23 protein-coding genes are annotated in these 23,884 nt (G+C 61.0%); 14 read left to right on the forward strand and 9 right to left on the reverse strand.

Annotated elements, in window-relative coordinates; genetic code table 11:
• Positions 1 to 117 precede the first annotated feature (117 nt).
• The 7 genes from Q1A52_RS12745 (at position 118) to Q1A52_RS12775 (ending at position 6,408) form a co-directional block, all read left to right on the forward strand.
• A complete protein-coding gene (locus Q1A52_RS12745; RefSeq protein ID WP_300015836.1) occupies positions 118 to 1,059 on the forward strand; it encodes a hypothetical protein in 942 nt (313 codons plus the stop codon).
• Positions 1,022 to 3,151 (forward strand): methylmalonyl-CoA mutase, encoded by a 2,130-nt coding sequence (gene scpA, locus Q1A52_RS12750; RefSeq protein WP_300015839.1) that lies wholly within the window; start codon positions 1,022 to 1,024, stop codon positions 3,149 to 3,151. Before Q1A52_RS12745 ends, scpA begins: the two co-directional genes overlap by 38 nt.
• Before the next feature lie 71 nt (positions 3,152 to 3,222).
• A complete protein-coding gene (locus Q1A52_RS12755; RefSeq protein WP_300015842.1) occupies positions 3,223 to 3,834 on the forward strand; it encodes a VOC family protein in 612 nt (203 codons plus the stop codon).
• Complete coding sequence (locus Q1A52_RS12760) at positions 3,831 to 4,310, forward strand: GNAT family N-acetyltransferase (protein ID WP_300015845.1); 480 nt, start codon at positions 3,831 to 3,833, stop codon at positions 4,308 to 4,310. Before Q1A52_RS12755 ends, Q1A52_RS12760 begins: the two co-directional genes overlap by 4 nt.
• A 52-nt stretch (positions 4,311 to 4,362) precedes the next feature.
• Complete coding sequence (locus tag Q1A52_RS12765; RefSeq protein ID WP_300015848.1) at positions 4,363 to 5,043, forward strand: TerB family tellurite resistance protein; 681 nt, start codon at positions 4,363 to 4,365, stop codon at positions 5,041 to 5,043.
• A complete protein-coding gene (locus Q1A52_RS12770; RefSeq protein WP_300015851.1) occupies positions 5,043 to 6,047 on the forward strand; it encodes an endonuclease/exonuclease/phosphatase family protein in 1,005 nt (334 codons plus the stop codon). The genes Q1A52_RS12765 and Q1A52_RS12770 overlap by 1 nt, the downstream gene beginning before the upstream one ends.
• Positions 6,048 to 6,084: 37 nt before the next feature.
• Positions 6,085 to 6,408: a hypothetical protein gene (locus Q1A52_RS12775; RefSeq protein WP_300015854.1), complete on the forward strand. Its 324-nt coding sequence runs from the start codon at positions 6,085 to 6,087 to the stop codon at positions 6,406 to 6,408.
• Here Q1A52_RS12775 and ppx read toward each other — a convergent pair.
• From ppx to Q1A52_RS12800, 5 genes are all read right to left on the reverse strand, one after another.
• Complete coding sequence (ppx, locus tag Q1A52_RS12780) at positions 6,393 to 7,982, reverse strand: exopolyphosphatase (RefSeq protein WP_300015857.1); 1,590 nt, start codon at positions 7,980 to 7,982, stop codon at positions 6,393 to 6,395. The genes Q1A52_RS12775 and ppx overlap by 16 nt on opposite strands.
• Positions 7,983 to 8,090: 108 nt before the next feature.
• Positions 8,091 to 10,265, reverse strand: a complete 2,175-nt coding sequence (locus Q1A52_RS12785; protein ID WP_300015860.1) for an RNA degradosome polyphosphate kinase — start codon at positions 10,263 to 10,265, stop codon at positions 8,091 to 8,093.
• A 40-nt stretch (positions 10,266 to 10,305) separates the two neighbouring features.
• Entirely contained in the window at positions 10,306 to 10,980 is a 675-nt protein-coding gene (locus Q1A52_RS12790; protein ID WP_300015863.1) for a chromosomal replication initiator DnaA, read from the reverse strand.
• Between the two features lies 1 nt (position 10,981).
• Positions 10,982 to 12,049 (reverse strand): AI-2E family transporter, encoded by a 1,068-nt coding sequence (locus tag Q1A52_RS12795; RefSeq protein ID WP_300015866.1) that lies wholly within the window; start codon positions 12,047 to 12,049, stop codon positions 10,982 to 10,984.
• A gap of 184 nt (positions 12,050 to 12,233) precedes the next feature.
• Positions 12,234 to 12,749 (reverse strand): fasciclin domain-containing protein, encoded by a 516-nt coding sequence (locus Q1A52_RS12800; RefSeq protein WP_300015868.1) that lies wholly within the window; start codon positions 12,747 to 12,749, stop codon positions 12,234 to 12,236.
• 248 nt (positions 12,750 to 12,997) lie between these two features.
• On the opposite strand from Q1A52_RS12800, the gene proS reads away from it, so the two are divergent.
• The 5 genes from proS (at position 12,998) to Q1A52_RS12825 (ending at position 18,043) form a co-directional block, all read left to right on the forward strand.
• Positions 12,998 to 14,389, forward strand: a complete 1,392-nt coding sequence (proS, locus tag Q1A52_RS12805; RefSeq protein WP_300015871.1) for a proline--tRNA ligase — start codon at positions 12,998 to 13,000, stop codon at positions 14,387 to 14,389.
• A gap of 70 nt (positions 14,390 to 14,459) precedes the next feature.
• Entirely contained in the window at positions 14,460 to 14,957 is a 498-nt protein-coding gene (locus Q1A52_RS12810; RefSeq protein WP_300015874.1) for a DUF2937 family protein, read from the forward strand.
• Positions 14,958 to 15,009: 52 nt separating this feature from the next.
• On the forward strand, positions 15,010 to 16,296 hold the full coding sequence (locus Q1A52_RS12815; protein ID WP_300015877.1) for a lipoprotein-releasing ABC transporter permease subunit: 1,287 nt from the start codon (positions 15,010 to 15,012) through the stop codon (positions 16,294 to 16,296).
• The gene (locus tag Q1A52_RS12820) at positions 16,289 to 16,972 is read left to right on the forward strand and encodes an ABC transporter ATP-binding protein (RefSeq protein ID WP_300015880.1); all 684 of its coding nucleotides are present in this window, start codon (positions 16,289 to 16,291) and stop codon (positions 16,970 to 16,972) included. Before Q1A52_RS12815 ends, Q1A52_RS12820 begins: the two co-directional genes overlap by 8 nt.
• Before the next feature lie 75 nt (positions 16,973 to 17,047).
• On the forward strand, positions 17,048 to 18,043 hold the full coding sequence (locus Q1A52_RS12825; protein ID WP_300015883.1) for an Ldh family oxidoreductase: 996 nt from the start codon (positions 17,048 to 17,050) through the stop codon (positions 18,041 to 18,043).
• Here the strand turns inward: Q1A52_RS12825 and Q1A52_RS12830 are convergent.
• Positions 18,027 to 18,461 (reverse strand): DMT family transporter, encoded by a 435-nt coding sequence (locus Q1A52_RS12830; protein ID WP_300015886.1) that lies wholly within the window; start codon positions 18,459 to 18,461, stop codon positions 18,027 to 18,029. The genes Q1A52_RS12825 and Q1A52_RS12830 overlap by 17 nt on opposite strands.
• A gap of 113 nt (positions 18,462 to 18,574) precedes the next feature.
• Here Q1A52_RS12830 and Q1A52_RS12835 point away from each other — a divergent pair, with 113 nt between their 5' ends.
• The gene (locus Q1A52_RS12835; RefSeq protein ID WP_300015889.1) at positions 18,575 to 18,985 is read left to right on the forward strand and encodes a cytochrome c; all 411 of its coding nucleotides are present in this window, start codon (positions 18,575 to 18,577) and stop codon (positions 18,983 to 18,985) included.
• On the opposite strand, the gene Q1A52_RS12840 is transcribed toward Q1A52_RS12835, so the two are convergent.
• The 3 genes from Q1A52_RS12840 to parE all read right to left on the reverse strand — a co-directional run bounded on the left by Q1A52_RS12840 (position 18,986) and on the right by parE (position 22,658).
• Positions 18,986 to 19,663 carry a hypothetical protein gene (locus tag Q1A52_RS12840; RefSeq protein ID WP_299960049.1) on the reverse strand — a complete coding sequence of 226 codons (678 nt, stop codon included), beginning with the start codon at positions 19,661 to 19,663 and terminating at the stop codon, positions 18,986 to 18,988.
• Positions 19,664 to 19,877: 214 nt separating this feature from the next.
• Entirely contained in the window at positions 19,878 to 20,624 is a 747-nt protein-coding gene (locus tag Q1A52_RS12845) for a hypothetical protein (RefSeq protein ID WP_300015892.1), read from the reverse strand.
• Positions 20,625 to 20,699: 75 nt separating this feature from the next.
• Complete coding sequence (parE, locus tag Q1A52_RS12850) at positions 20,700 to 22,658, reverse strand: DNA topoisomerase IV subunit B (protein WP_300015895.1); 1,959 nt, start codon at positions 22,656 to 22,658, stop codon at positions 20,700 to 20,702.
• 380 nt (positions 22,659 to 23,038) lie between these two features.
• Between parE and Q1A52_RS12855 the strand changes: the two genes are divergently transcribed.
• Positions 23,039 to 23,764 carry a VPLPA-CTERM sorting domain-containing protein gene (locus tag Q1A52_RS12855; RefSeq protein ID WP_300015898.1) on the forward strand — a complete coding sequence of 242 codons (726 nt, stop codon included), beginning with the start codon at positions 23,039 to 23,041 and terminating at the stop codon, positions 23,762 to 23,764.
• Positions 23,765 to 23,884 lie beyond the last annotated feature (120 nt).

Consider the following 23,884-nt stretch of genomic DNA (forward strand, 5'->3'; position numbering starts at 1 on the left):
GGCTAATACCGGCAAATTTGCCATTAAATCCGCAGCAAGAGATTGCGTGTAATGATCAGGGTCTCCGCAACATCCGGACCGGTCGGGACGGTCGCTTTACATCGGGTCAGACGAGTCATGGACGTTATCCTTCACATTGGTGCGCATCGCACGGGAACAACGACATTTCAGGACTACATGCGCCGCCACGCCGAACCTTTGGCGGAGGCGGGTATCGGCTATTGGGGCCCGGGTCGGACACGGCGGGGTCTGTTCTCCGGTCTGGTGCCGAAGCCCGAGGTGGCCAAGGGCCGTGACCTGCGCCGCCGGGCTGAAGGTCGCATTCAGTTGCAATTGACTGCCGCGCGGGCGCGGGGCCTCAAGACCCTGTTGATCAGCGATGAAAACATGATCGGCACGGTGCGCGACAACATCCGCACCGGCAGTCTCTACCCTGCAATTGGCGAGCGCATGTCACGGTTTGCCCGCGCGTTTGAGGGGCAGTTGAGCACGGTTATTTTCAGTCCGCGCAGTCTCGAACTCTACTGGAGTTCGGCCTTGTCTTATGGGATTGCCCGCGGACATGCCGTGCCGGAACGGGACAAGCTGCGCGGCATCGCGCAATCACGCCGCGGCTGGTGGGACGTGATTACCGATTTGGCCTGCGCGCTGCCCGAGGTCGACATCCGGGTGATGCCGTTCGAAACCTATGCCGGGCGGCCAGAAATGCTGCTTGAAAAAGGGGCTGGTCTGGACGCGCCCCGGAACGCGGAACGCATGTGGCTGAACCGCGCGCCGACCCTGGCGGACCTGCGCCGTGTGCTGGCCGACCGAGGATCGGAGGGCAGTGTGCTGCCCTTTGGCATGGGGCGCTGGAACCCCTTTACCCCGGAAGAAAATGCAGCTCTGCGAGAGACTTACGCAGATGATATGATGTGGCTCCATGCCGGTGCAGATGGCATGGCCACCCTGACAGAGGATCAAACCCGGACAAGAGCAGGAAAAATTCTGCCGGCCGGGCCACAGACAGAAGGACAAGGGAATGAGCTCGACGAAAGACAAGTGGCGCGACCTGGCTGAGGCGGAACTGCGCGGCAGGCCGCTGGACGACCTGACGTGGCAGACCCTCGAAGGCATTGAGGTTCAGCCGCTTTATACGGCGGACGATGTCGCCGATCTTGCGCATCTGGGCACCATCCCGGGGGAGGCGCCCTACACGCGCGGCGTGAAGGCGACGATGTACGCGGGGCGCCCCTGGACCATCCGTCAATACGCGGGCTTCTCGACAGCGGAAGAAAGCAACGCCTTTTACCGTCGGGCGCTGGCCGCCGGGCAACAGGGGGTATCGGTTGCCTTCGATCTCGCCACCCACCGGGGCTATGACAGCGATCACCCCCGCGTCGAGGGGGATGTGGGCAAGGCGGGCGTGGCCATCGACAGCGTTGAGGACATGAAGATCCTCTTCGACGGCATCCCGCTCGACAAGGTCTCCGTCTCGATGACGATGAATGGCGCGGTGATCCCGATCCTCGCGAATTTCATCGTGGCGGGGGAGGAGCAGGGCCATGACAAATCCCTGTTGTCGGGCACGATCCAGAACGACATTCTCAAGGAATTCATGGTGCGCAACACCTATGTCTACCCGCCGGAACCGTCGATGCGGATCATTGCCGATATCATCGAATACACCTCCGACCATATGCCGAAGTTCAACTCGATCTCGATCTCCGGCTATCACATGCAGGAAGCGGGCGCGAACCTCGTGCAGGAATTGGCCTTCACGCTGGCGGACGGGCGCGAATACGTGCGGACCGCCATCGCGCGGGGCATGGATGTGGACAAATTCGCCGGGCGGCTGTCGTTTTTCTTTGCGATTGGCATGAATTTCTTCATGGAGGCGGCCAAACTGCGCGCGGCTCGGCTGCTTTGGTCGCGGATCATGGCGGAGTTCGAGCCGAAGAACCCCAAATCCTCGATGCTGCGCACCCATTGCCAGACCTCCGGTGTCAGCCTGCAGGAGCAGGACCCCTATAACAACGTCATCCGCACCGCCTATGAGGCGATGAGCGCGGTTCTGGGCGGCACCCAGTCGCTGCACACCAACGCGCTGGACGAAGCCATTGCCCTGCCCACGGAAAACTCCAGCCGAATCGCGCGGAATACTCAATTGATTTTGCAGGAAGAAACCGGTGTGACCAATGTGGTCGATCCGCTTGCCGGGTCCTACTATGTGGAAAAACTGACTTCCGACCTTGCCGAAGCCGCCTGGAAGCTGATCGAAGAGGTCGAGGAGATGGGTGGCATGACCAAGGCGGTGGCCAGCGGCATGCCAAAACTGCGCATTGAAGAAGCCGCCGCCACCCGGCAGGCCGGGATCGACCGGGGGACCGAGGTGATCGTGGGGGTCAACAAGTACCGCCGCGAGAAGGAAGACATCATCGATATTCTGGACATCGACAATGCCGCGGTGCGGGACAGCCAGATCGCACGGCTCGACAAGATCCGTGCGGCGCGGGAAGAGGCTGCGTGCACCCAAGCGCTTGACGCCTTGAGCACCTGCGCAGCCGAGGGCGGCAACCTCTTGGCCGCTGCAGTAGAGGCCGCCCGCGCGCGGGCAACCGTAGGAGAAATCAGCATGGCAATGGAAAAAACCTTTGGTCGTCATCGTGCCGAAGTCAAGACGCTGGCGGGTGTTTACGGGGCAGCCTATGAGGGAGATGAGGGCTTTGCCGCCATTCAGAAATCGGTGGAGGAATTTGCCGAGGCCGAAGGGCGCCGCCCGCGCATGCTGGTGGTTAAAATGGGTCAGGACGGACACGACCGAGGGGCCAAGGTGATTGCCACCGCCTTTGCCGATATCGGGTTCGACGTGGATGTGGGGCCGCTCTTTCAGACCCCGGCAGAGGCGGCGCAGGACGCGGTTGACAATGACGTGCATGTCATCGGCATCAGCAGTCAGGCAGCCGGGCACAAGACGCTCGCGCCGCAGCTGGTCAAGGCATTGAAAGAGGCCGGTGCCGAGGATATTCTCGTGATCTGTGGCGGGGTGATCCCGCAGCAGGACTATCAATTCCTCTATGATGCCGGCGTTAAGGCGATCTTTGGACCAGGGACCAATATTCCCAAGGCGGCACAGGACATCCTGTCGCTCATTCGCGCCGCGCGACAATAGAGGGTGTGGAAGCTCGACACCCTGCGGAGTCGGGAGTCCACGAAGACACAAGGGCTTGAAGGAGCGCGCGGATGCTATTGGACCATGTAGCAATTGCCGGTGAAACGCTGCAAGAGGCGCGGAATTTCGTCGAGAACGCGCTTGGTGTGCACCTGCAGCCCGGTGGGGAACATGCCGTTTTCGGCACGCATAACGCCCTGCTGGGATTGGAAGAGGGCCTTTATCTGGAGGCCATTGCGGCTAACCCGGCAGCGCCAAAACCCGCGCACGCCCGATGGTTTGACCTTGATCGGTTTGCAGGAACGGCACGTCTGACCAACTGGATTTGCCGGACAGAGGACATCACCGGAACGCTGGCTGCTCTGCCCGGCGACATGGGCCGCCCCGTCGCGCTGGAGCGGGGGGATCTGCGGTGGCGGATGGCCGTGCCAGAGGACGGTATTCTGCCATTCGACAATTCTGCGCCTGCGCTGATCCAATGGGATACACCTCTGCATCCGGCGCTGATGCTGGCCCCTTCCGGGGTCCGTCTCAGGCGGCTGACCATTCAGCACCCCGAAAGTGCAGATTTACAGGCACGTCTGGCGCCACATCTGTCAGATGACCGGGTACAGTACGCGCAGGGGCCTGCGGGATTGCATGCGGCATTCGACACGCCACATGGTCCCCGCGACATCGCGTGAGGCTCCGCCCGGCGGTAGCGGCGGACGCGGGCGCAATCGCGGCGCTCTGGAACCCGATGATCCGGGATACCCTCTCTACTTTCACGACGGTTGAAAAAACGCCTGAAGATATCCAGGCGATGATCGCCGCACGAAAAGACGCCTTCCTTGTGGCACGGGAACGGGATGGCTGTGTGGGCTTCGTTACTTTTGGCCCGTTTCGGGCGGGACCGGGGTATGCGGCGACGGTCGAACACACTGTGATCGTTTCGGATAGTGCACAGACGCGCGGGACGGGGCGCGCGTTGCTCAGCGCCGCCGAAGATGCCGCCCGCCAGCAGGGCCACCACGTGATGGTCGCAGGGATCAGCCACACCAACAAAGGTGCCCAGATGTTTCACCGGCGGTTGGGCTACACGGAGGTTGCCCGCATGCCGCAGGTCGGGCGCAAAGCTGACCAATGGTTGGACCTTGTGCTGATGCAGAAAATCCTCTGACGCGACGCTTCGCCCCCTGACACGCCCGGGGGGAGCAGGTACAGTGATGGTTATGTCGATCTGGTCCCGCATTTCCGAGGCGTTGTCGGCCCTTACCGCGGGTGAGGGCCTGTCTGCGGTATTTGACCGGTTGCGCAGCCCGCCCGAGCGATCCGTGGCCTTTACCATCGCCGTGATTGCCCTGGGGGCGAAAATGGCAAAGGCCGATGGGCAGGTGACGCGGGACGAGGTGACGGCCTTTCGCGAGGTATTTCACATCGCGTCGCAGGATGAGCAGGGCGCGGCGAAAGTCTTTAACCTCGCCCGGCAGGATGTGGCTGGGTTCGAGGATTACGCATCCCGAATCCGGGAAATGTTTGCCAGCCAGCCAGAGACGTTGCGTGACCTGCTGGAAGGTCTCTTTCATATCGCCATGGCGGATGGGTTTTATCACCCGAATGAAGACGCGTTTCTGGAACGGGTGACCGAGATCTTTGGGCTGCCACAGGCGGAGTTCAACCGCCTGCGCATGCGATTTGCGCCAGAAGCGCGGCAAGACCCTTACGCGGTTTTGGGGGTCACCCCCGATACGCCACCCCAGGAAGTACGGCGCGTGTGGCGCAGGCTGGTGCGGGAAAACCACCCCGACGCAATGATTGCCCGCGGGGTCCCCGAAGAGGCCATGCAACTGGCCCAGAAACGCATGGCGGACATAAATCGCGCCTGGGATGAGATTGCGGGCGCCGACGTCTGATGCGTCTGGCGACCTACAACATCGAATGGTTCAGCAATCTCTTTGACGACAACAACCGCCTGCTGCGCGATGGCGAGTGGTCCGCGCGCCACAACGTGACGCGGGCAGAGCAGGCGGACGCTCTGGGCGTCGTGTTCCGCGCGCTGGACGCGGATGCGGTCTTGATCATCGAGGCACCGGATTCAAATGGCAAACGCCAGACTGTGCCTGCGCTGGAGGATTTCGCCGAGACCTTCGGGCTGCGTGCGCGCCGGGCCGTGATGGGGTTCATGAATGAGACCCAGCAGGAAATTGCGCTGCTTTATGACCCCGATCACCTGCAGGCGCGGCATGCGCCGATGGCGGGCACGGGCACGGTGCCGCGGTTCGACGGCACCTTCGAGATCGATCTCGATATCGATGCCAACCGGGATCAGGTCCGCTTTTCCAAACCACCTCTTGAACTGGACATTGAAACGGCGTCGGGCGTGTCGTTCGGCCTGATCGGCGCCCATCTCAAATCCAAGGCGCCGCATGGCGCGCGCAACAAGGCACATGCGATGAAACTCGCCATCGCCAACCGCCGTAAACAGCTGGCGCAGGCGATCTGGCTGCGCGCGCGCGTGGACCAGCATCTTGCGCAGGCGCGTCCGCTGATGCTGATGGGGGATCTCAACGACGGGCCGGGGTTGGACGAATTCGAGGGCCTCTTTGGCCGGTCGTCGGTGGAGATCATTCTGGACGGTGAGGCCGGTGCCCTCTTTGATCCGCACGCACGCCGGGCGCTTACCTCTCGGCTGGGCGCGGCGCCCACGTCTGCACGTTTCTGGATCAAACCGGAGAAGCGATACCTGCAGGCGCTGCTCGACTACATCATGGTGACGCCGGATTTGCAGCAGAGAGGGGCCAGTTGGCGCATTTGGCATCCGCTGGATGACCCCGCGTGCTGGGCGAATACCGCCTTGCGCGATGCGCTGGTAACGGCCTCGGATCATTTCCCGGTCAGCATTGATCTGGACATCTGACCTCGAAGAATCGCGCCGAAACGCCTATATTGCTGTCATGACACGCATTCTGACCGTTCTGACCTTCTGTCATCTCTGTGCGGCACCCGTTGCCGCGCAAGAGGAAGACGCGCCCTCGATGATGGAGCGCGGCGCGCAACAATTCCTCGAAGGTCTGCTGCTGGAGATGGAGCCTGCATTCGACAGCATGCGCGGTTTCATGGAGCAGATGGGGCCCGCCCTGACGGACCTGATGGGGCAGATCGAAGACTGGTCCGTCTATGAGGCGCCAGAAATCCTGCCGAACGGTGACATCATCATCCGTCGCAAGCCCGAAGGGACAGAGCCATCCGAAGAGACGCCGCCTCAGATCGACCTTTGAGCGGTTCCTCGGATTTTTTTGATCTCCACTTCGGCCCCCAGTGACGAGGCCAGTGACATCAACCGGGCCTCCGCGACTTCGCCGAAAAGCGGGACCATATCCGGTGTCAGGCGCAGATGCAGAACCTTTTTCTTGGGGAACCACCGTAGCGTTCCGCGTTCCGCGTCCTGCGTCATCCAGAGCATGGAGCCAAAGCGCATGGCCTTGCCAAGGATTTCCGCGTCCAGCTGTGTCTTTTCATCGATGAGATCATAGAGTTCCTCGAACCGGGTGCCCTGGCGCTTGTTGGAATAGCGGTGCAGCAGCGCAAGACCCAGAAAGACGCGTTCCGAATGCTTTAGACCGCCGAGGTTGGCGCGCGTGGCATTGTCGAAACAGGTTTCCGCGCGATAGTCCGGGTGGGCGCGCCAACTGACGTCATGCAAGAGGCAGGCGGCCTTGATGAGCCGCCGCCGCGCATCGGGCACGGAGCGGAAAATAGGGTGGATGAAAGCATAGAGCAGCTTGCCGAACCCGGGCATACGTGCGTCCTTGGCTTCGGCAAAACGGCAGGACTCAATCAGCGGGTCGCGATCGCGCAACCGTTGCGGCATCTGCTCATAAAGCATGCCTTCGCGGATGCCGTAGCTGGAAATCGCGATGTCCTTGGGGCGGAAGGTCTTGACCAAGCGGCTCAGCACTTCTGTCGCGAGAGGCACAAGACTCATACGGGCCGAAGAAATGCCACATGCCGTGCGCAGCTCCTCCAGATCGGCCTTTTGGATGAATTTGACCGTGGCACTGACGCTGCGGGCGGTCATCCGGTATTCGTGCAGCACATGCAGCGGATAGTTTCGCCGGTGCATGTCTATGCGGGCAATCGCGCGCCAGGATCCGCCCACGAGAAACAGGCGGTCGCGTTGCACGCCCATAGTTTCCTGCAACTGCTGCATCGTTTCCTTGATGTGCACGCGGCGCGCGGCCTTGCCTCCCCTGATCTCTTGCAGCTTCAGGGGTCCGAGCGAGGAAGAGACGCGGCGGCCCACACGACCGCCCGAAATCTCTGCCAACTCCATGGAAGAGCCCCCGATATCGCAGACCAGCCCGTAAGAGCCCGGCCAGCCGAGCAGAACACCCTGCGCGGAGAGGCGTGCCTCTTCCTCTCCGTCGATGACCCAGATGCGCAAGCCGGTTTCCCGCAGCACCTCTTCGCGAAATTCAGGGCCGTTGCTGGCATCACGGACGGCGGCGGTTGCGACGACCGTAAGTTCGGGCAGCCCCATGCCCTGCGCGAGGTGCTGGAACCGGCGCAGTGCGCTGAGCGCGCGTACCCGGCCTTGGGGGTTCAGTTTGCCGCTTTCCGAGAGACCGGCACCAAGCGCACACATGATTTTTTCATTGTAGAAATAGGCGGGCGAGCGTGCTGCCCCGTCAAAAACCACAAGCCGCACGGAGTTTGATCCGACATCGACCACCCCCACACGCGACAGCGCCCGAGCGCTTGGGTCCTGAAACAAAGGTCGGCCAAAAAGCCCCATGTCTGGGTGGTCGAGCTGCGCCACGGCGGCATCAGGCGCTTCGGTTGCTTCGTTCATGCAGACATCCGGCTTTTGCTGACACCACCCTGTTCAATATCCAGCTATGGGTCAACAGGGGCGTTGTGACAAGCTTTCCTGGTCAAAAGCACACATGCGGGTGCGATTTCAGTCTTCGGTGTGGGTCAGTTTCGGCACATCCGAGGCCCCGGCGGAGCCACGTCCGGAGAGAGATGGGTTTTCCATAAAGAAGCGGTGGCAGTTAAAGGCAAATGCTCCTTCGGGCAGCGGTGGACGCTCAAACGACCCATCCGGCCCCATGACCCAGCTTTGTGCGACGTCCGCAAGGTTGGCGGCCATGATCTGGCTGACGATCTGCGCTTTTACGGTGGCGTTTTCGATCTCGACCAGCGTTTCCACACGGCGGTTGAGGTTGCGCCCCATCCAGTCGGCGGAGGAAATGAAGACCCGTGATTTCTTGTGCGGCAGGCCGGCGCCATTGCCGAAGCAGACGATGCGCGAATGCTCAAGGAATCGCCCGACGATGGATTTCACCCGGATGTTATCACTCAGCCCCTTGATGCCGGGCCGCAAGCCGCAGATGCCGCGGATCACCAGGCTGATCTTCACGCCTGCCTGCGAGGCGGCATAGAGGGCGTCTATCACCTCGCTGTCGATCAGCGAGTTCATTTTAGCCCAGATGACCGCTGGCTTTCCGGCGCCCGCGTGCTCGGCTTCTGCGGCAATCAGCTCTAGCAGGCGCGGCTTGAGCGTTGTGGGCGAAATCGCCAGATTGTCGAGGCTTTCGGGCAGCGCATAGCCGGACAGGTAATTGAAGACCTTTGTGGCATCGCGCCCGAGCCGCTGGTCGCAGGTAAAGAGCGACAGGTCGGTGTAAATCCGGGCGGTGATCGGGTGATAGTTGCCGGTACCGTAGTGTGTATAGGTCACCAGCTGATTGCCCTCGCGGCGCACAACGGTCGAGATCTTTGCATGCGTCTTGAGGTCCAGAAACCCATAGACCACATGGGCGCCCGCCCGTTCCAGCCGTCGGGACTGCCGGATGTTGGCGGCCTCGTCAAAGCGCGCTTTGAGTTCCACCAGTGCGGTGACCGATTTGCCGTCTTCGGCGGCTTCACAGAGCGCCTCGACAATCGGACTGTCGCGCGAGGTGCGGTAGAGCGTCTGTTTGATTGCAACGACTTTTGGGTCCCGCGCTGCCTGCTGCAGGAAGCGCACCACCATATCGAAGGTCTCGTAAGGGTGGTGCAGCAGCATGTCCTTGGAGCGGATCGCGGCGAGCATGTCGCCATCGTGGTCGGTGACCCGTTCGGGCACGCGCGGGGTGAACATCGGCCAGAGCAGGTCAGGACGCGCGTCCAGTACCAGTTCCTTGAGGTCCGCCGAGCCGATCATCCCGTTGATTTCGATGACCTCTTCCTGATCGACCCCTAATTCCTCCATGATCACGGATTTCAGCTGCTCCGGCGCGCCGGAGGAGTGGGTCAGTCGCACAACCTCGCCACGTCGACGGCGTTTCAGCGCCACCTCGAATTCACGCACGAGGTCTTCGGCCTCCTCCTCAACCTCCAGATCGCTGTCGCGCAGCACGCGGAATTCGAAATGGGCCTTGAGCTTGTAGCCGGGAAAAAGCCCGGACACGTTCAGCACCAACAGCTCTTCGAGCGGCAGAAATCGGTGGTGCCCGTCCTCCGCGGGCAGGGCCACGAAGCGGTCAATCTGACCGGGGATCGGGAGCAGGGCCTGAAGCGGCCTCTTGTCCGAGACGCGTTCCAACTGCAGCGCCAGCGCGTAGCCGGTGTTGGGGATAAAGGGGAATGGGTGCGCCGGATCAATGGCCAGCGGGGACAGAACGGCAAAGACCTGCGTCAGGAAGACATCTTCGAGATATTTGAGATCCGCTTTGGTCAAGTCGGCATTGCGCAGGACGGAGATGTTCTCTTTCTCCATCTCACTCAGCAAGTCGACCAGCACATGTTGCTGGGTTTCCATCAACCGCCGGGCGTTTTCATCGATCAGGGCCAGTTGTTCGCTGGGGCTGAGCCCGTCTGCCGCTGGGGTCGTATTGCCCGCATGCGCCAGTTCCCGCAGACCTGCGACGCGCACGGTGTAGAATTCATCGAGGTTTGCGGCCGAGATCGACAGAAACCGCAGGCGTTCCAGCAGCGGCACACGCGGGTTTTCGGCCTCCTGCACGACACGCCAGTTGAAGCCGAGCCAGCTCAGTTCGCGGTTGAAAAACCTGGCCGGTCCGCTGGCATTGAGATCGGGCATCTCGGTGGCCGCAGGGAAGTCGGCGGAGAGGAAATCGGCTTGGGTCATGGAGGCCTTGTGCGCGAACTGTGTAAACTATCTATGACAGTTATCGCGCAGGGCCCTGATCATTGTCCAGCAACGTTGCCGCAAGTGCCCGTGATATCGGGCGTTTTTGTGCCAATGAGGCGGTGTCAAGGCGCTCGACCAAGGCGCGGGCAGCTGCAAAAGACCGATCCATGCGACGGATCAGATAGGGGATCAGATCTGCCTTCGGGGTCACCTGACGATCCGAGAAGAGTTTGGCGAGAACCGCGCTCAGCAGCGTATCATCGGGCGCGTCCAGGGCAGCAGACTGCGCGGCGGCGACGCGGCTGGCCAGATCGGGCAGGGTAAGGCCCCAGTCCCGCACAACTCCGCGGCCCGTGAGCAACAGCGCATGGCCCTCGGCCAGCACAAGGTTGTGCAGGTGAAAGAGCGCGGTTTGTGCATCGGCATCCGTTGCAATGTCAGGAACGTCCTCCACGGCGACGGCACCTTGCGCAAGCTCTGGAATGTCGTGCTGCGCCAAATCCCTGGCGGAGAGAATGCGCGCGCCGGTCTGGGTGGCCCAGACATGGGCGAGATGGGTTTTGCCCGCCCCTGCAGGACCGGTCAGCACCAGCTTATCGGCCTGCGCGCTTTCGATCATCGCCACGGCCACGGCGTTAGAAGGGGCGACGAGAAAGTCCGCCCGCCCGAGCGCCGGAACGCTTGGAAGATTAAATCCCAGTTGCTCCGGCATGTCAGTCCTTTTTGCGCTCCGAAAGACCACGGTAGAGGAGTGAGTCCTTGTATTGCGCGACACCAAACCGCGTGACGACCCCAATGGCTGCGGCGACTGGCACGGCGACCAGCATGCCGACAAAACCGAAGGCCGCGCCAAAGACAGACAGCGCAAGGATCAGCCAGACGGGATGCAGCCCAACGGAACTGCCCACCAGTTTCGGGGTGAGGATATTGCCTTCAACAACCTGGCCGACCACAAAAATGCCTGCGACCAACCCGATGGAAATCCAATCTCCCCAGAATTGAAAGAGCGCCAGACCAATGGCCAGGGCACCGCCGATCAGGGCGCCCAGATAGGGGATGAAGGTGACTAGCCCGGCGACGAAACCGACGACGAGCCCGAATTGCAGCCCGACAATCATCAGGGCGATGGCATAGTAGGCGCCGAGGATCAGGCAGACCGTGCCCATCCCGCGAATGAAGGAGGCCAGCGTTGCGTCGATTTCGCGCGCAAGGTTGCGGATGGTGTCCGCGTGGTCGCGGGGCAAGAGATCATCGATGCGCGCCACCATCCGGTCCCAGTCCAGCAGCAGGTAGACAGACACCACCGGCACGATGACCAGCAGGACAACCACGTTCAGCAGGGAGGCGACAGAGCTCAGCGCGGTTTCCAGCAATTGCGCACCTCGGCTCTGGATGGTTTCCCCCAGCGAGCTGATCGACTGGCGCAGGGTGGAGCTGTCATCGAGCAGCGAGGGGAACCTCTCGGTCAGAAAGGCCGTGATGCTCCGGGAGTAATCGGGGGCGACGTTGACCAGCTGCAACGCCTGATTGACCAGGGTCGGGATCACCAGCAGGGCCATCAGCACGAAGATCAGAATGCCAACGATGGTGATCAGCCCGGTGGCGGCGACCCGGCTCAGCCCCATCCGTTCCAGGCGGTCGGCGACGGGGTCGAGGAAATAGGCAATAGCGCCGCCCAGCACGAAGGGCAGTAGCACATGACCGAGCGACCACAGGATCATCAGGAAAACCGCCGCCGCGATCCCCCAGTAGAGCAGTTGTTTTTGTACAGGCAGGGCCATCACATGCTCCGATGAATCTCTCTTGCGGTGACATCGCCCATGCGGGCCGGTCATTCAAGGCACTATCCGTCAATTGGCGGGGGGAGTGCAACGGGTGGTCGTGCGCGCTCTGATGCTGGCCCGTGATCCGCTGACGCAAAAGGCCCCGCAGAGTGCGAGGCCTTTTCGGGATTTCCGTTCAAGATCAGTGGCAAGCGGGGCGTGTGCCGGGCAGCAGGACCTTGTCAACCACGTGGATGACGCCGTTGTCCGCTTCGATATTGGCAATGATCACATTGGCGATCTCGCCCGTGCCATCCGCGATCGAGACACCATCCGCGCCCTTGCTGATGCACAGACGCTCCGACGCGAGGACCGGTTTGAAGTAGTTGGACCCGTTGGGGATCATCTCGGCGGTCAGTTTGCGGTCATCGACATGGTAGAGCAGCACATCCGTCAGCTGGCCCTTGTTCTCGGGCTCGAGCAGCGTCTCTACGGTACCTTCCGGCAGCGCGGCAAAGGCGTCATTGACCGGCGCGTAAACGGTGAAGGGGCCGGGGCCCTGCAGTGTTTCGACCAGTCCGGCCGCGGAAACGGCGGCCACAAGCGTGGAGAAGCGGTCATCGCCGGAGGCGATTTCAACGATATCGGCGGCCTGGGCAGCGGTCCCGAGCGTCAGTGCAGTGGCAGCAGCAGCGGCGATTTTGTGGATGGGTGTCATGGGTCGTACCTCCTTGAAGTGCATTGATGTCTGAATGACATGCAAGGCTTACGGGGCGGTGGCCTGCACGGATCAGCCTCCTCGCGGGCTTGTGAGAAACGTGTAACATTTGCACACGCATTGAATCATCGCGCGCCCTTTGCGGCTTTTTGGCCGTCAGCGCGGCGACCGGACATTCCGGTTTCACGATTGCGGGTCCTTGGTCTTTGGCCTAATCAGGGCTGACCCAAGACCTGAAAGGACGTGCGATGCGCCTGACCCGATATTTCCTGCCTGTTCTGCGCGAAAACCCTGCGGAGGCGCAGATCGTGAGTCACCGCCTGATGCTGCGCGCCGGCATGATCAAGCAGCAGGCCGCAGGGATCTATTCGTGGCTGCCGCTGGGCTTCAAGGTGCTGCGCAAGATCGAGAACATCGTGCATGAGGAACAGCAGCGGGCAGGTCACATGCCGGTGCTGATGCCCACGGTGCAGCCTGCCGATCTGTGGCAGGAGTCGGGTCGCTACAACGCCTATGGTCCCGAGATGCTGCGCATTCGCGACCGGCATGATCGCGACATGCTCTATGGTCCGACCAATGAGGAGATGATCACCGATATCTTCCGGGCGCATATCGGTAGCTACAAAGATCTGCCGATGACGCTCTATCACATCCAGTGGAAATTCCGAGACGAGATGCGCCCTCGGTTCGGGGTGATGCGGGGCCGCGAATTCCTGATGAAGGACGGGTACAACTTTGACCTGACCAAGGAAGATGCGCTGCACGCCTACAACCGCCACCTTGTTACCTATCTGCGCACCTACGAACGTATGGGTCTGCAGGCAATCCCGATGCGCGCGGACAGCGGGCCTATCGGGGGTGATGACACCCATGAATTCCTCGTGCTGGCGGAGACGGGCGAGTCGGAGGTTTTCTACGACAGTGCCGTGACCGATCTGACATTCGGCGACCGCGAGATTGATTACGACAGCGTGGAGCAATGCTCGGGCGTTTTGGAGGAATTCACCTCCAGATATGCCCGCACCGATGAGACCCATGACGCGGCGCTGTTCGATCAGGTGCCCGAAGAGCAGCGCCGCACTGCGCGCGGCATCGAGGTGGGGCAGATTTTCTATTTCGGCACCAAATACTCCGATGCCATGGGGGCCACAGTGCAAGGACCCGATGGCAAGCCGACGCCCGTGCATATGGGCAGCCACGGTATCGGTGTCAGCCGCCTGGTGGGCGCGATCATCGAGGCCAGCCATGACGACAAGGGGATCATCTGGCCCGAAGGTGTGACCCCCTATCACTGTGGTATCGTCAATCTCAAGCAGGGGGATGCGGAAGCCAATGCCGCCTGTGAGAGCCTCTACGCCAGTCTGACGGCGCTCGGGCTGGAACCGCTCTATGATGATCGTGACGAGCGTGCGGGCGGCAAATTCGCCACGATGGACCTGATCGGTTTGCCTTGGCGGATCACCGTCGGGCCGCGCGGCTTGAAAAACGGGGTGGTTGAACTGACCAGCCGCCGGACCGGGGAGAGCGAAGAACTGCCGCCGGAGCAGGCCGTCAAGAAGATTGCCGAGATTTACAGCGGGCATCGATCGAGCGAGCACGTGCAGATGATGGGCAAGCGATCGTTCCACACCTACATCTGAGGCTTTGCGGCAGGTCGCGCTTCTGTTAAACTGAGACCCGTGCCGCCGGGGGGAGAGCAGGAGCGCAGACATGATCCTTCGCGCAGTGACCTTGGCCGTCGGGCTGACCGGCGCCTTTGGGGCCGCACAATTCCCCGCCTATTCACAGCAATATTTGCAACGCCTTGGCGGAGCAGTAGATGCGCTGGCGCAGGTTGTGGCCGATTTCGATGCCTCTGCCGCCAAGGAAGGTCTCAGCCGCGCCGAAGCCCTCGCGCAGATGCGCGGTACAGCATTTGTTGACCGCAGACGCGCCGACATGATCCGCACCTTTGACCGTTATGCGCGCTTGCGCGGCGATCTCGTGGTGCTGCAAGGGCAGGGACCCTTCATGCGGGCCTATAATGCCACGCATCTGACGGACACGGAGATTGCCAAACGGGCCTGGCAGGCGTTCCAGCCAGCCTTTCCCCTGACTTTCGCTACCGGCATTTTCGCCTTTGCTGGATTTCTTCTGTCGACCTTCCTGCTGGGTCTGACGCGGGCTCTGCTCCGCTGGTCGTTGCGTCGCAGGTCATTGCCTGCTTGACCCCCTGCCAGCAAAGCATCAGGTTGCGCGCAATCACGGATCAAGGAACAGCATGGCTTCTTCAACCGCGCCTTTTGCGCCTTTCGAATGGATGATCGCCTGGCGCTACCTGCGGGCACGGCGCGCTGAGGGCGGGGTCAGTGTGATGACCTGGATCAGCCTCATCGGCATCACCCTTGCCGTCTTTGCGTTGATCGCCACATTGGCGGTCCGCTCGGGGTTTCGGGCAGAGTTCGTCGATACAATTCTGGGCGCGAATGCTCATGTCACCATTTACTCGCTGGGCCAGGTTAGTGAAAATGGGCAGATCGACCGCTCCATTTCCGAGTATGACGCCCTTGCCGACCGTCTGGCCGCCGTGCCCGGCGTCACGCGCGCAGCACCGCTGATCAAGGGGCAGGTCATGGCCGCCAATCAGGGCCGCAATGCTGGCGTCGAGATCTTCGGGATCGACGCCGCAGATCTGCAGACCCTGCCGCGCATTGCCAATCCAGAGACCGCGCGCGGGGACATCGCCGATTTCGACGCAGGGATTGCCCTTGGGTCCGGCGTGGCGCGAGAGCTCGGCGTGGGCATCGGAGACAAGGTGCGGCTGATCTCTCCGAACGGCGTGAAAACCGCCTTTGGCACATCCCCGCGTGTGAATGCCTATGACGTCACCTATATCTTCAGCGCGGGGCGCTATGACATCGACCGTACCCGAGCCTATCTGCCATTCTCCGAGGCGCAATTATTTTTTAATAAAGAAGGGTTGGCAGACGAAATTGAAGTGATGGTTGAGGTGCCGGAGCAAGTGGATGCTCTCTCTCCGGCCTTGCTGGCAGCCGCGGGAGAACGGGCACAGGTCTGGACCTGGCGCGATGCATCCGGCGGGTTTCTCCGCGCGCTGGAAGTGGAGGACAATGTGATGTTCGTTATCCTGTCCATTCTGGTTTTGATCGCCGCGATGAATATCGTCTCCGGGCTGATCATGCTGGTCAAGAACAAGGGGCGGGACATCGGTATCCTGCGCACCATGGGGCTCAGCCAAGCATCGGTCATGCGTGTGTTTTTCATCTGCGGGGCTTTCACCGGATTGCTGGGCACGCTCTTCGGTGTGATCCTCGGTTCGCTCTTTGCGCTCTACATTGATCCGATTTTCTCATTCGTGAACGTCATGATGGGCGGCGGCGTCTGGGATCCGTCCATTCGCGGCATCTACGCGCTGCCCGCGGAATTGCACCTGACTGATGTGCTGTCTGCGGTTGCACTGTCGCTGGGGCTCTCCTTTGTGGTCACCATCTTTCCGGCCCGCCGTGCCGCCCGGATGAACCCTGTCGAGGCCCTGCGGTATGAGTGACGCCGTCCTGACGCTGAGCGGGATTGAGAAGTCCTACAACCGGGGTCTGCCCGGCGAGGTCACGGTGTTGCGTGGTATCGATCTGTCGGTTGCCAAGGGGGAGGTTGTGGCCCTTGTGGCGCCGTCCGGCGCGGGGAAATCAACGCTCCTGCACATCGCCGGGTTGCTCGACACCGCAGATCAGGGCCGCGTGGAAATTGACGGGCAGGATATGACGCGCCTGTCCGACAACCGGCGAACTGCGGTGCGGCGTGCCGATGTCGGTTTTGTCTACCAGTTCCATCACCTGCTCCCGGAATTCTCCGCCGCAGAGAACATTCTCTTGCCGCAACTGGCCAATGGCACGCCACGCGGTAAGGCCGAAACCCGGGCGCGTGACCTGTTGGACCGCGTGGGCATCGCCCCCCGTGCCTCCCACCGGCCAGCGGCCTTGTCCGGGGGCGAACAACAGCGCGTGGCCTTCTGCCGCGCCTTGGCCAACCAGCCAAAGCTGCTTCTGGCGGATGAACCGACCGGTAACCTTGATCCTGAAACCTCTGATCAGGTTTTTGATGCGCTGATGGAACTGGTGCGCGGCACCGGGCTTTCGGCCGTGATTGCGACACACAATATGGAGCTGGCGGCCCGGATGGATCGGCAGATCCGCCTTGATGCAGGCCGACTGACTCCAGCCTAGACATATCATGCAGCGCTTGACGGCCCGTTCCTCTTTCGCCCAACCTGCACTCAGACAGGGTCAAGGAAAGAATATATGGGTCACCACACGCTGGATGAGATTGAAAGCCTTACCAAAAAGGCGTTGCTGGCCCATGGGGCAACGCCCTTCGCGGCCACCGAAGTTGCACGGGCCGTGCGGGCAGCGGAAGGTCACGGCAACAAGATATGCGGTCTTTACTATGTCGAAAGCTACTGCCTGCAGCTTGAAAGCGGGCGGGTCATCGGGGATGCGGCCCCCGTGGTCAGCACACCGCGCCCGGCGGCCTTGCATGTGGACGCACAGTTCGGTTTTGCGCAGCCTGCCTTTGCGCTGGGATTGATCCCCGCGTTGGACGCAGCCCGACAGTTCGGGACTGCCACGCTCGCCATTGGGCACGCACATACCTGTACGTCACTGGGGTACTTTACCGAACAGATTGCCCGCGCCGGGTTCATTGGTATCGGCTTTACAAACGCCTCTCCCATCGTCGCGGCGCCGGATGGCAAAACTCGGGTGATCGGAACCAATCCGATCGCGTTTTCGGTGCCGGACGGGGCCGGCGGCCTGGCCATGCAGTTCGATCAATCGACGACAACCGTTGCTCTGGGCAAGATCACCATGGCCAAGGCGCTGGGGCAGCAGATCCCACTGGGGTGGGCGCTGGACAAGGACGGCAAGCCGACCACGGATCCGGAGGCCGCGCTGCAGGGATCCCTGGTCTCTGTGGGTGGATACAAGGGATGGGGCTTTGGGCTGATGGCAGAGATACTCGCTGCGGGGATGACGGGCTCTGTCCTGTCCGCCAGTGTCAAACCGCTCAAGGCGCCAGTCGGGCCGCCACATGATCTGGGGCAGTTCTACATCCTGATTGATCCGGGGACCTCAACGGAGTTCGAAGCACGCCTCGCTGCTCTGGGGCAATTGGTGTCGCAGGACGACGGCGCGCGGATGCCAGGGCAAAACAGACGGATGGCGGATGAGGTCGAAGTTGACGCGAGCACCTGGTCCCGCCTGGAGGAACTGGCCGAGGGCCCTAAACCTTCTGCGTAACGAAAACCCCTGCCGCCATGAGCGCGATGCCCAGGGTGCGGCTGGCATCCATCGGGGTCACGCGGGCGCCGAAAAGCCCAAAGTGGTCGATCATCGCGGTGCTGATCAACTGCCCGAGCAGCACGAAGAACACTGCATTTCCGACCCCGAAATTTGGCGCGACAAAGGTGATGGACAGCACGTAGAACGCGATCAACACCCCGGCCAGCAACAGATGCCGAGGGGCCGACGCGACCTTGGCCAACGCCTGCGGCCCGGTCACGACCATCACCACCGCACAGGTCAGAAAGGCGATGGTGAATAGCACGGTGGCCGCCGCCGCTGGCGATCCGATGCGCACGCCAAGGGCCGCGTTCAACGCCGCAAGCACGGGGATGCCGATCCCGGCCAACAACATGATTACAGCGTAATGAGCCATTCATTCTTCTCCTATAGGCTGACGCGGAACAGTTGCGACCATGGCGGCGCGGCACCGGATCGGCAAGACCGATTGCACGCCGCTGCGTCAGGATGATCAAGCGTGAGGGTCACATGTCGATACGCATATGGTGGATGGGGCTGCTGGCGAGCGTCGCAGTGACAGGCTGCGGCGAGGGGCGGGACCGGTCGGCCTCCGGTGCCGTGCTGTTTGCGCAGAATTGTGCGGTCTGTCACGGTCAGGACGCGCGCGGCGGCGGCGGCGGCGGGGTCGAAGGGTTGAGCAAGACGCCGCCCGACCTCACCGGCCTGGCTGCGCGCAATGGGGGAAGTTTCCCGGCGAATGACGTGCTGGCTGTGCTCGAAGGCTATGCGGCCGATGGCCAGCGCGGGCGCCACATGGCCGGGTTCGCCGCCCTGCAAAGTGAGGATCGCAAGCGCGCGCGCCTCGACGGTGTGCGCATCCGCACCACGCCGCCGCTGGCGGATCTGCTGGTCTATCTGGAGGCTGTGCAGCGTCCCTGATCAGCGGCAAATGCCGCCAATCTCCACACCATCCCAGGGGAGCAGCACGTCATGCGGACGCGCCTCGGGCAGGGGGGCGACGGGCATCGCCCCTGAGATCAACCGGTGCAGGCGTTCGGTGCGCGGCGCCGTGGGATCAAGCGCGCGGCAGCAGACGAACTCCTCCATGATCGCGCCCTGCTGCTCAAAGCCGAAGTCGCTGAATTTCGGGTTGGTATCCAGATCGAAGAGGTAGGGGTCCCGCGCACCGTCATGCTCAAACGCCGCGCGCAGGGGCGTATAGCCGGTCTCCCTGCGGTTCTGCCATTGCCAGACATGCACCATCTCATGGGCAAAAAGCATGGTGGCGACGAGGCCGATCCGATCCGGATAGTCAGGCAGGTAGTCGTCGAGATACCAGTCCTTGTCAAAAAGGATGCGGTTCCAGAGCGCGACGGCCGCGGGCTTGGAGGTCACGATCTCATCGGTGCGCGGCGGTAGGATGCGCTCGCGACAGGTGGTACGCGGGCGCGGCTCGCGGCGGAAGGTGACGGCGCGGGTGGGCGCACCATCGACCAGCCGGACCTTGGCCGTGTCGAGCGTATCGCCATGGATCGTGCGGGCAAAGGCCTCTTCGGTGGGCGTCAGCGGTCGCCCGCAGGCCGTGAGGATCATCAGGAAGAGGAGAGCAAATCGCATGCTCTATGAGGGCCTGAAAAGCGCTGTCGGATCAAGCCCCCGTCGGTGCCGAACAAGCAAAAATAAACATCGGCGGAGTGGGTTGGTGTTGTGCAGGCAACGCATGACCTTCCGGCTGTGCGGCCCGCATGCGAAACGGGTGAGCAAGGCCGCGCCCGACCTCGGGCGGGGTAGAAAACGAAGAAAACGGCTCTAAAAAACCAATCGGGGTCTTCTAACTCTTGATAGGGTACATGTATTTACCCCCGATATCTGTGGCCAGAACTTCTTCAAAGCTCTTTCTTTCGGCCGATAGGCCATGATTTAAACCAATGGATGTTGGAACGGAAACGGTTGTTCCTGAAATACTATTTCTTGAAACGCCCAATTGGTCATGAATATTTGCGGACTGTTCTTTAAAAACGCGGAGGGTCTCCTTAGAAATACCTTTTGGAAAATGGACTTTTAACTGGTCGCAATACTTAGAAATAAACTCGTACGTTCGTTCAGCGTATTCCTTTGCTTCATTCAAGCAAGGAATTTTACCACTGTGTGCAATAGCGTTTCTAAGCGTATCGCCTTTTTTAAGTTTCTGTAGATCCTTGGGGAAATCACTGGTTGCTCGAAGAGCTAAGTTGGTGGCCACAAACGCTCCAACCTGCCTTTCGGATCGTCGCAGATGCTTCCAGTATTCGTCGAATAGTGAACAGTCTCCATGGTCTTGCAACCAAACGACACGGCAATAAAACTTAAAGAATTTTTCCCTTGCAGCGGAATGTCTAAGAACCGCAGAATCGTAATTGCCTTTTCTAAGCGCCGAGATCCCTTGGTCGAACAACAACTCGAAGCGCATTACCTGCAAAAGGACAACGCTCGTATGCCCTTGATCGCAAAGTATTGAGAATGAAATCTGATCTGTTACATATCCTTCGTAATGTTTTTCTGATTTACTTCCCCACATTTCAGGTGGGCTATTTTCCATCCTAAGCTTGCTGCACTGCATGCAGGGTACCATCATTTTCAACATGGTCTGGACGATTTTTGGTTTCGCCAGCCCTCAAACATCCAACTCCTCCACGAACTTCGCGTTCTCCTGAATATACTGATAGCGCAGTTCCGGCTTTTTCCCCATCAAGCGCTCGACCAGATCCCCTGTCTCACCCGGCATGTCTTCGTCAATCGACACCCGGATGAGCTTGCGGGTTGTCGGGTCCATGGTGGTCTCTTTCAAATCCTTGGCGTCCATTTCGCCGAGGCCCTTGAAGCGGCTGACGTCGATCTTGCCTTTGCCGCCCAAACCCTTTTCGAGCCACATGTCCTTCTCAGCCTCGTCGAGGCAGTAGATCCGCTTGGGCCCCTGCGTCAGGCGGAAGAGGGGTGGGCAGGCGAGGTACAAATGCCCTGCGTCGATCAGCGGGCGCATCTGGGTGAAGAAGAAGGTCATCAACAGCGCGGCGATATGCGCGCCGTCCACATCGGCGTCGGTCATGATGATGATCTTGTCATAGCGCAGATCGTCGAGGTTGAATTTCGTGCCCATGCCACAGCCCAACGCCTCGCAGAGATCGTTGATTTCGGCGTTGCTGCCCAGTTTGCTGGAGGCCGCGCCCAGCACGTTGAGGATCTTGCCCTTGAGCGGCAGCAGCGCCTGTGTGTTGCGGTTGCGCGCGCCCTTGCCGGAGCCGCCTGCTGAGTCGCCCTCGACGATGAAGAGCTCGGTGCCCGCGCGGTCCTTGGAGGTGCAATCGGTCAGTTTGCCGGGCAGGCGCAGTTTCTTGGTCGCGGATTTCCGGGCGGTTTCTTTTTCCTGTCGACGGCGCAGGCGTTCTTCGGCGCGCAGCACGAGGAAGTCGAGGATGGCACCTGCGGATTTGGTGTCGGCGGCCAGCCAGTTGTCAAAGTGGTCGCGCACGGCACCTTCGGTCATTTTCTGCGCGGCTTCGGTGGAGAGGCGGTCCTTGGTCTGGCCGACGAAGGCGGGATCGGCGATGAAGCAGCTCACCAGCGCGCAGCCGCCGGAGATTAGGTCCTCGCGGGTGATCTGCGCGGCCTTGCGGTTGTTCGACAGCTCCCCGTAGGCCTTGATGCCCTTAAGGATCGCGGCCCAGAACCCGGCCACATGGGTGCCGCCTTCGGGCGTGGGCACGGTGTTGCAATAGCTCTGGATGAAACCGTCGCGTGAGGGGGTCCAGTTGATGGCCCATTCGACCTTGCCCGCCTGGCCGAATTTTTCCTTGAAATCGACGGTCCCGGCGAAGGGTTTGTCGGCGTAGGTGGTGGAGGCCCCGAGGGTTTCGCCGAGGTAGTCGGAGAGGCCGCCGGGGAAGTGGAAGGTGGCTTCGGTGGGCGTTTCGCCGTCGTCGATGGCGGATTTCCAGCGGATTTCGACGCCGGAGAAGAGGTAGGCCTTGGAGCGGATGGAGGCGAAGAGGCGCGCGGGCTTGAAGCGGTGGGAGCCGAAGATCTCGGGGTCCGCGTGGAAGGTCACGGTGGTGCCGCGGCGGTTGGGGGCGGCGCCGATTTGTTCGATGGGTCCCAGCGGCAGGCCGCGGGAGAAGCGTTGCTCGTGAAGCTCCTTGTTGCGGGCGACCTGCACGACCATGGAGTCAGATAGCGCGTTGACCACGGAGGCGCCGACGCCGTGCAGACCGCCGGAGGTCTCGTAGGCCTTGCCGGAGAATTTTCCGCCTGCGTGCAGGGTGCAGAGGATGACTTCCAACGCGGATTTGTCGGGGAACTTGGGGTGCAGGTCGATCGGGATGCCACGGCCGTTGTCGCGGATGGTGACGGCGTAGTCATCATGCAGTTCGACTTCGATCCGGTTGGCGTGGCCCGCGACCGCCTCGTCCATGGAGTTGTCGAGCACTTCGGCCACGAGATGGTGCAACGCGCGCTCGTCGGTGCCGCCGATATACATGCCGGGGCGCTTGCGCACGGGCTCCAGCCCTTCGAGCACCTCGATGGAGGAGGCGTCATAGTCAGGCGCCGCGGTATTGGACAGCAGATCGTTGGGCATCGGGCTCGAACCTCGTTCTTATGTTTGCCGTGATTATGGCAGAGCCGCGGGCAGGGGGGAAGGATTCGCCGAAGCTTTGAGGTGTGCGAATCAGCGTCACACCCTACCTTGTGCAATCGACGCCGTCTCTCCCGTATCGCGCGAGCTTTGCCGTGATGCGGTGCCATAAGTCGTGCTGATGTTCTGTAAATGGCTCTCAGTTCCCGCGCTGCGGGAATTAAGACATGTTTTCAAAAGTTTATGTTGGGTGGCGGCAATGTATGTGGCATTAAATATTCACTAAAAATTCGACAACAATACCCAGGGAAGGGTGAAGCGCGTACATGCTGATCCATTGTTCAGATCATGGCGCGCTCGTTTAGGGAACGAGGAAACGTCTGATGAGTTTTAGTTTGATAAAAAGTGGTGTGACCGCTGTGGCTATTTCCGCAGCGGCACTGATCAGCGGAGAAGCTGACGCGGCAACGATGTATGAGGGTACATACGAAGCGACCAGCGTAACAACGAACGGAAATGACCATACCGTTTGGCTGCCGGGTCTTTTCGACGGCATCAATGCCTATTGGCAATTCAAACCCAATGCAGGGAAGTTCGTTGTTGGTGAGGACAACGGAACGGCCAAGCTGACTGGCCAGATCCGCAACAATGTAACCACAGATTATGAGATGCTGGTTGATGTAAGCTACGTGCTGCGCAATCCGAATGTACCAGGTACGGAAGTTAAGACTGGCGGTGGCAGCTACGATGGGACTTGGTCCTTCTTCGACATGACGTCGGCGACACTGACCGGTATCGGCGACCTCGCTGGTTTGGTTCTGAGCCTGACCGCCTACCCAAATACGGACACAAAGGATATTCCCTTCCAATTGGGTGAAGGTGCAAATGACAAAAACAGTGGTCTGGGCGGTGCCGGATGGTTCAGCTGGGTTGCTGAAATCGACGATACCTACTCCGGGCCTGATCCGATCAACTCCGCACGTACTGCTGCCGGTCATGGCGATATCAACATCAATTTGGCACCTGTGCCTTTGCCTGCAGCAGGTATGATGCTGCTGGCTGGCCTTGGTGGGTTCGGCGCGCTGCGGATGCGCAAGCGGAACGCCTGATCCGGTTTCAACTGGACGCGATTTCTTACCTAGGAAAGCCCCGCCATTCTGGTGGGGCTTTTTTATGCGCTTGGCATTTCCAATGATATCGGACTTGTTCTGCCGAAACCCATCTTGCAG

The sequence above is a fragment of the uncultured Roseobacter sp. genome, from assembly GCF_947488185.1.
Lineage (GTDB): Bacteria > Pseudomonadota > Alphaproteobacteria > Rhodobacterales > Rhodobacteraceae > Roseobacter.

What these genes read in the sequence shown, in the direction of transcription:
- scpA (WP_300015839.1), top strand. Translation starts at nt 1,022, where the DNA reads ATGAGCTCGACGAAAGACAAGTGGCGCGACCTGGCTGAGGCGGAACTG.
- Q1A52_RS12770 (WP_300015851.1), top strand. Translation starts at nt 5,043, where the DNA reads ATGCGTCTGGCGACCTACAACATCGAATGGTTCAGCAATCTCTTTGAC.
- Q1A52_RS12830 (WP_300015886.1), bottom strand. Translation starts at nt 18,461, where the DNA reads ATGGCTCATTACGCTGTAATCATGTTGTTGGCCGGGATCGGCATCCCC.
- Q1A52_RS12775 (WP_300015854.1), top strand. Translation starts at nt 6,085, where the DNA reads ATGACACGCATTCTGACCGTTCTGACCTTCTGTCATCTCTGTGCGGCA.
- Q1A52_RS12810 (WP_300015874.1), top strand. Translation starts at nt 14,460, where the DNA reads ATGATCCTTCGCGCAGTGACCTTGGCCGTCGGGCTGACCGGCGCCTTT.
- proS (WP_300015871.1), top strand. Translation starts at nt 12,998, where the DNA reads ATGCGCCTGACCCGATATTTCCTGCCTGTTCTGCGCGAAAACCCTGCG.
- Q1A52_RS12790 (WP_300015863.1), bottom strand. Translation starts at nt 10,980, where the DNA reads ATGCCGGAGCAACTGGGATTTAATCTTCCAAGCGTTCCGGCGCTCGGG.
- Q1A52_RS12785 (WP_300015860.1), bottom strand. Translation starts at nt 10,265, where the DNA reads ATGACCCAAGCCGATTTCCTCTCCGCCGACTTCCCTGCGGCCACCGAG.
- Q1A52_RS12765 (WP_300015848.1), top strand. Translation starts at nt 4,363, where the DNA reads ATGTCGATCTGGTCCCGCATTTCCGAGGCGTTGTCGGCCCTTACCGCG.
- Q1A52_RS12855 (WP_300015898.1), top strand. Translation starts at nt 23,039, where the DNA reads ATGAGTTTTAGTTTGATAAAAAGTGGTGTGACCGCTGTGGCTATTTCC.
- Q1A52_RS12835 (WP_300015889.1), top strand. Translation starts at nt 18,575, where the DNA reads ATGTCGATACGCATATGGTGGATGGGGCTGCTGGCGAGCGTCGCAGTG.
- Q1A52_RS12745 (WP_300015836.1), top strand. Translation starts at nt 118, where the DNA reads ATGGACGTTATCCTTCACATTGGTGCGCATCGCACGGGAACAACGACA.
- Q1A52_RS12800 (WP_300015868.1), bottom strand. Translation starts at nt 12,749, where the DNA reads ATGACACCCATCCACAAAATCGCCGCTGCTGCTGCCACTGCACTGACG.
- Q1A52_RS12845 (WP_300015892.1), bottom strand. Translation starts at nt 20,624, where the DNA reads ATGGAAAATAGCCCACCTGAAATGTGGGGAAGTAAATCAGAAAAACAT.
- Q1A52_RS12840 (WP_299960049.1), bottom strand. Translation starts at nt 19,663, where the DNA reads ATGCGATTTGCTCTCCTCTTCCTGATGATCCTCACGGCCTGCGGGCGA.
- ppx (WP_300015857.1), bottom strand. Translation starts at nt 7,982, where the DNA reads ATGAACGAAGCAACCGAAGCGCCTGATGCCGCCGTGGCGCAGCTCGAC.
- Q1A52_RS12755 (WP_300015842.1), top strand. Translation starts at nt 3,223, where the DNA reads ATGCTATTGGACCATGTAGCAATTGCCGGTGAAACGCTGCAAGAGGCG.
- Q1A52_RS12825 (WP_300015883.1), top strand. Translation starts at nt 17,048, where the DNA reads ATGGGTCACCACACGCTGGATGAGATTGAAAGCCTTACCAAAAAGGCG.
- Q1A52_RS12820 (WP_300015880.1), top strand. Translation starts at nt 16,289, where the DNA reads ATGAGTGACGCCGTCCTGACGCTGAGCGGGATTGAGAAGTCCTACAAC.
- Q1A52_RS12795 (WP_300015866.1), bottom strand. Translation starts at nt 12,049, where the DNA reads ATGGCCCTGCCTGTACAAAAACAACTGCTCTACTGGGGGATCGCGGCG.
- parE (WP_300015895.1), bottom strand. Translation starts at nt 22,658, where the DNA reads ATGCCCAACGATCTGCTGTCCAATACCGCGGCGCCTGACTATGACGCC.
- Q1A52_RS12815 (WP_300015877.1), top strand. Translation starts at nt 15,010, where the DNA reads ATGGCTTCTTCAACCGCGCCTTTTGCGCCTTTCGAATGGATGATCGCC.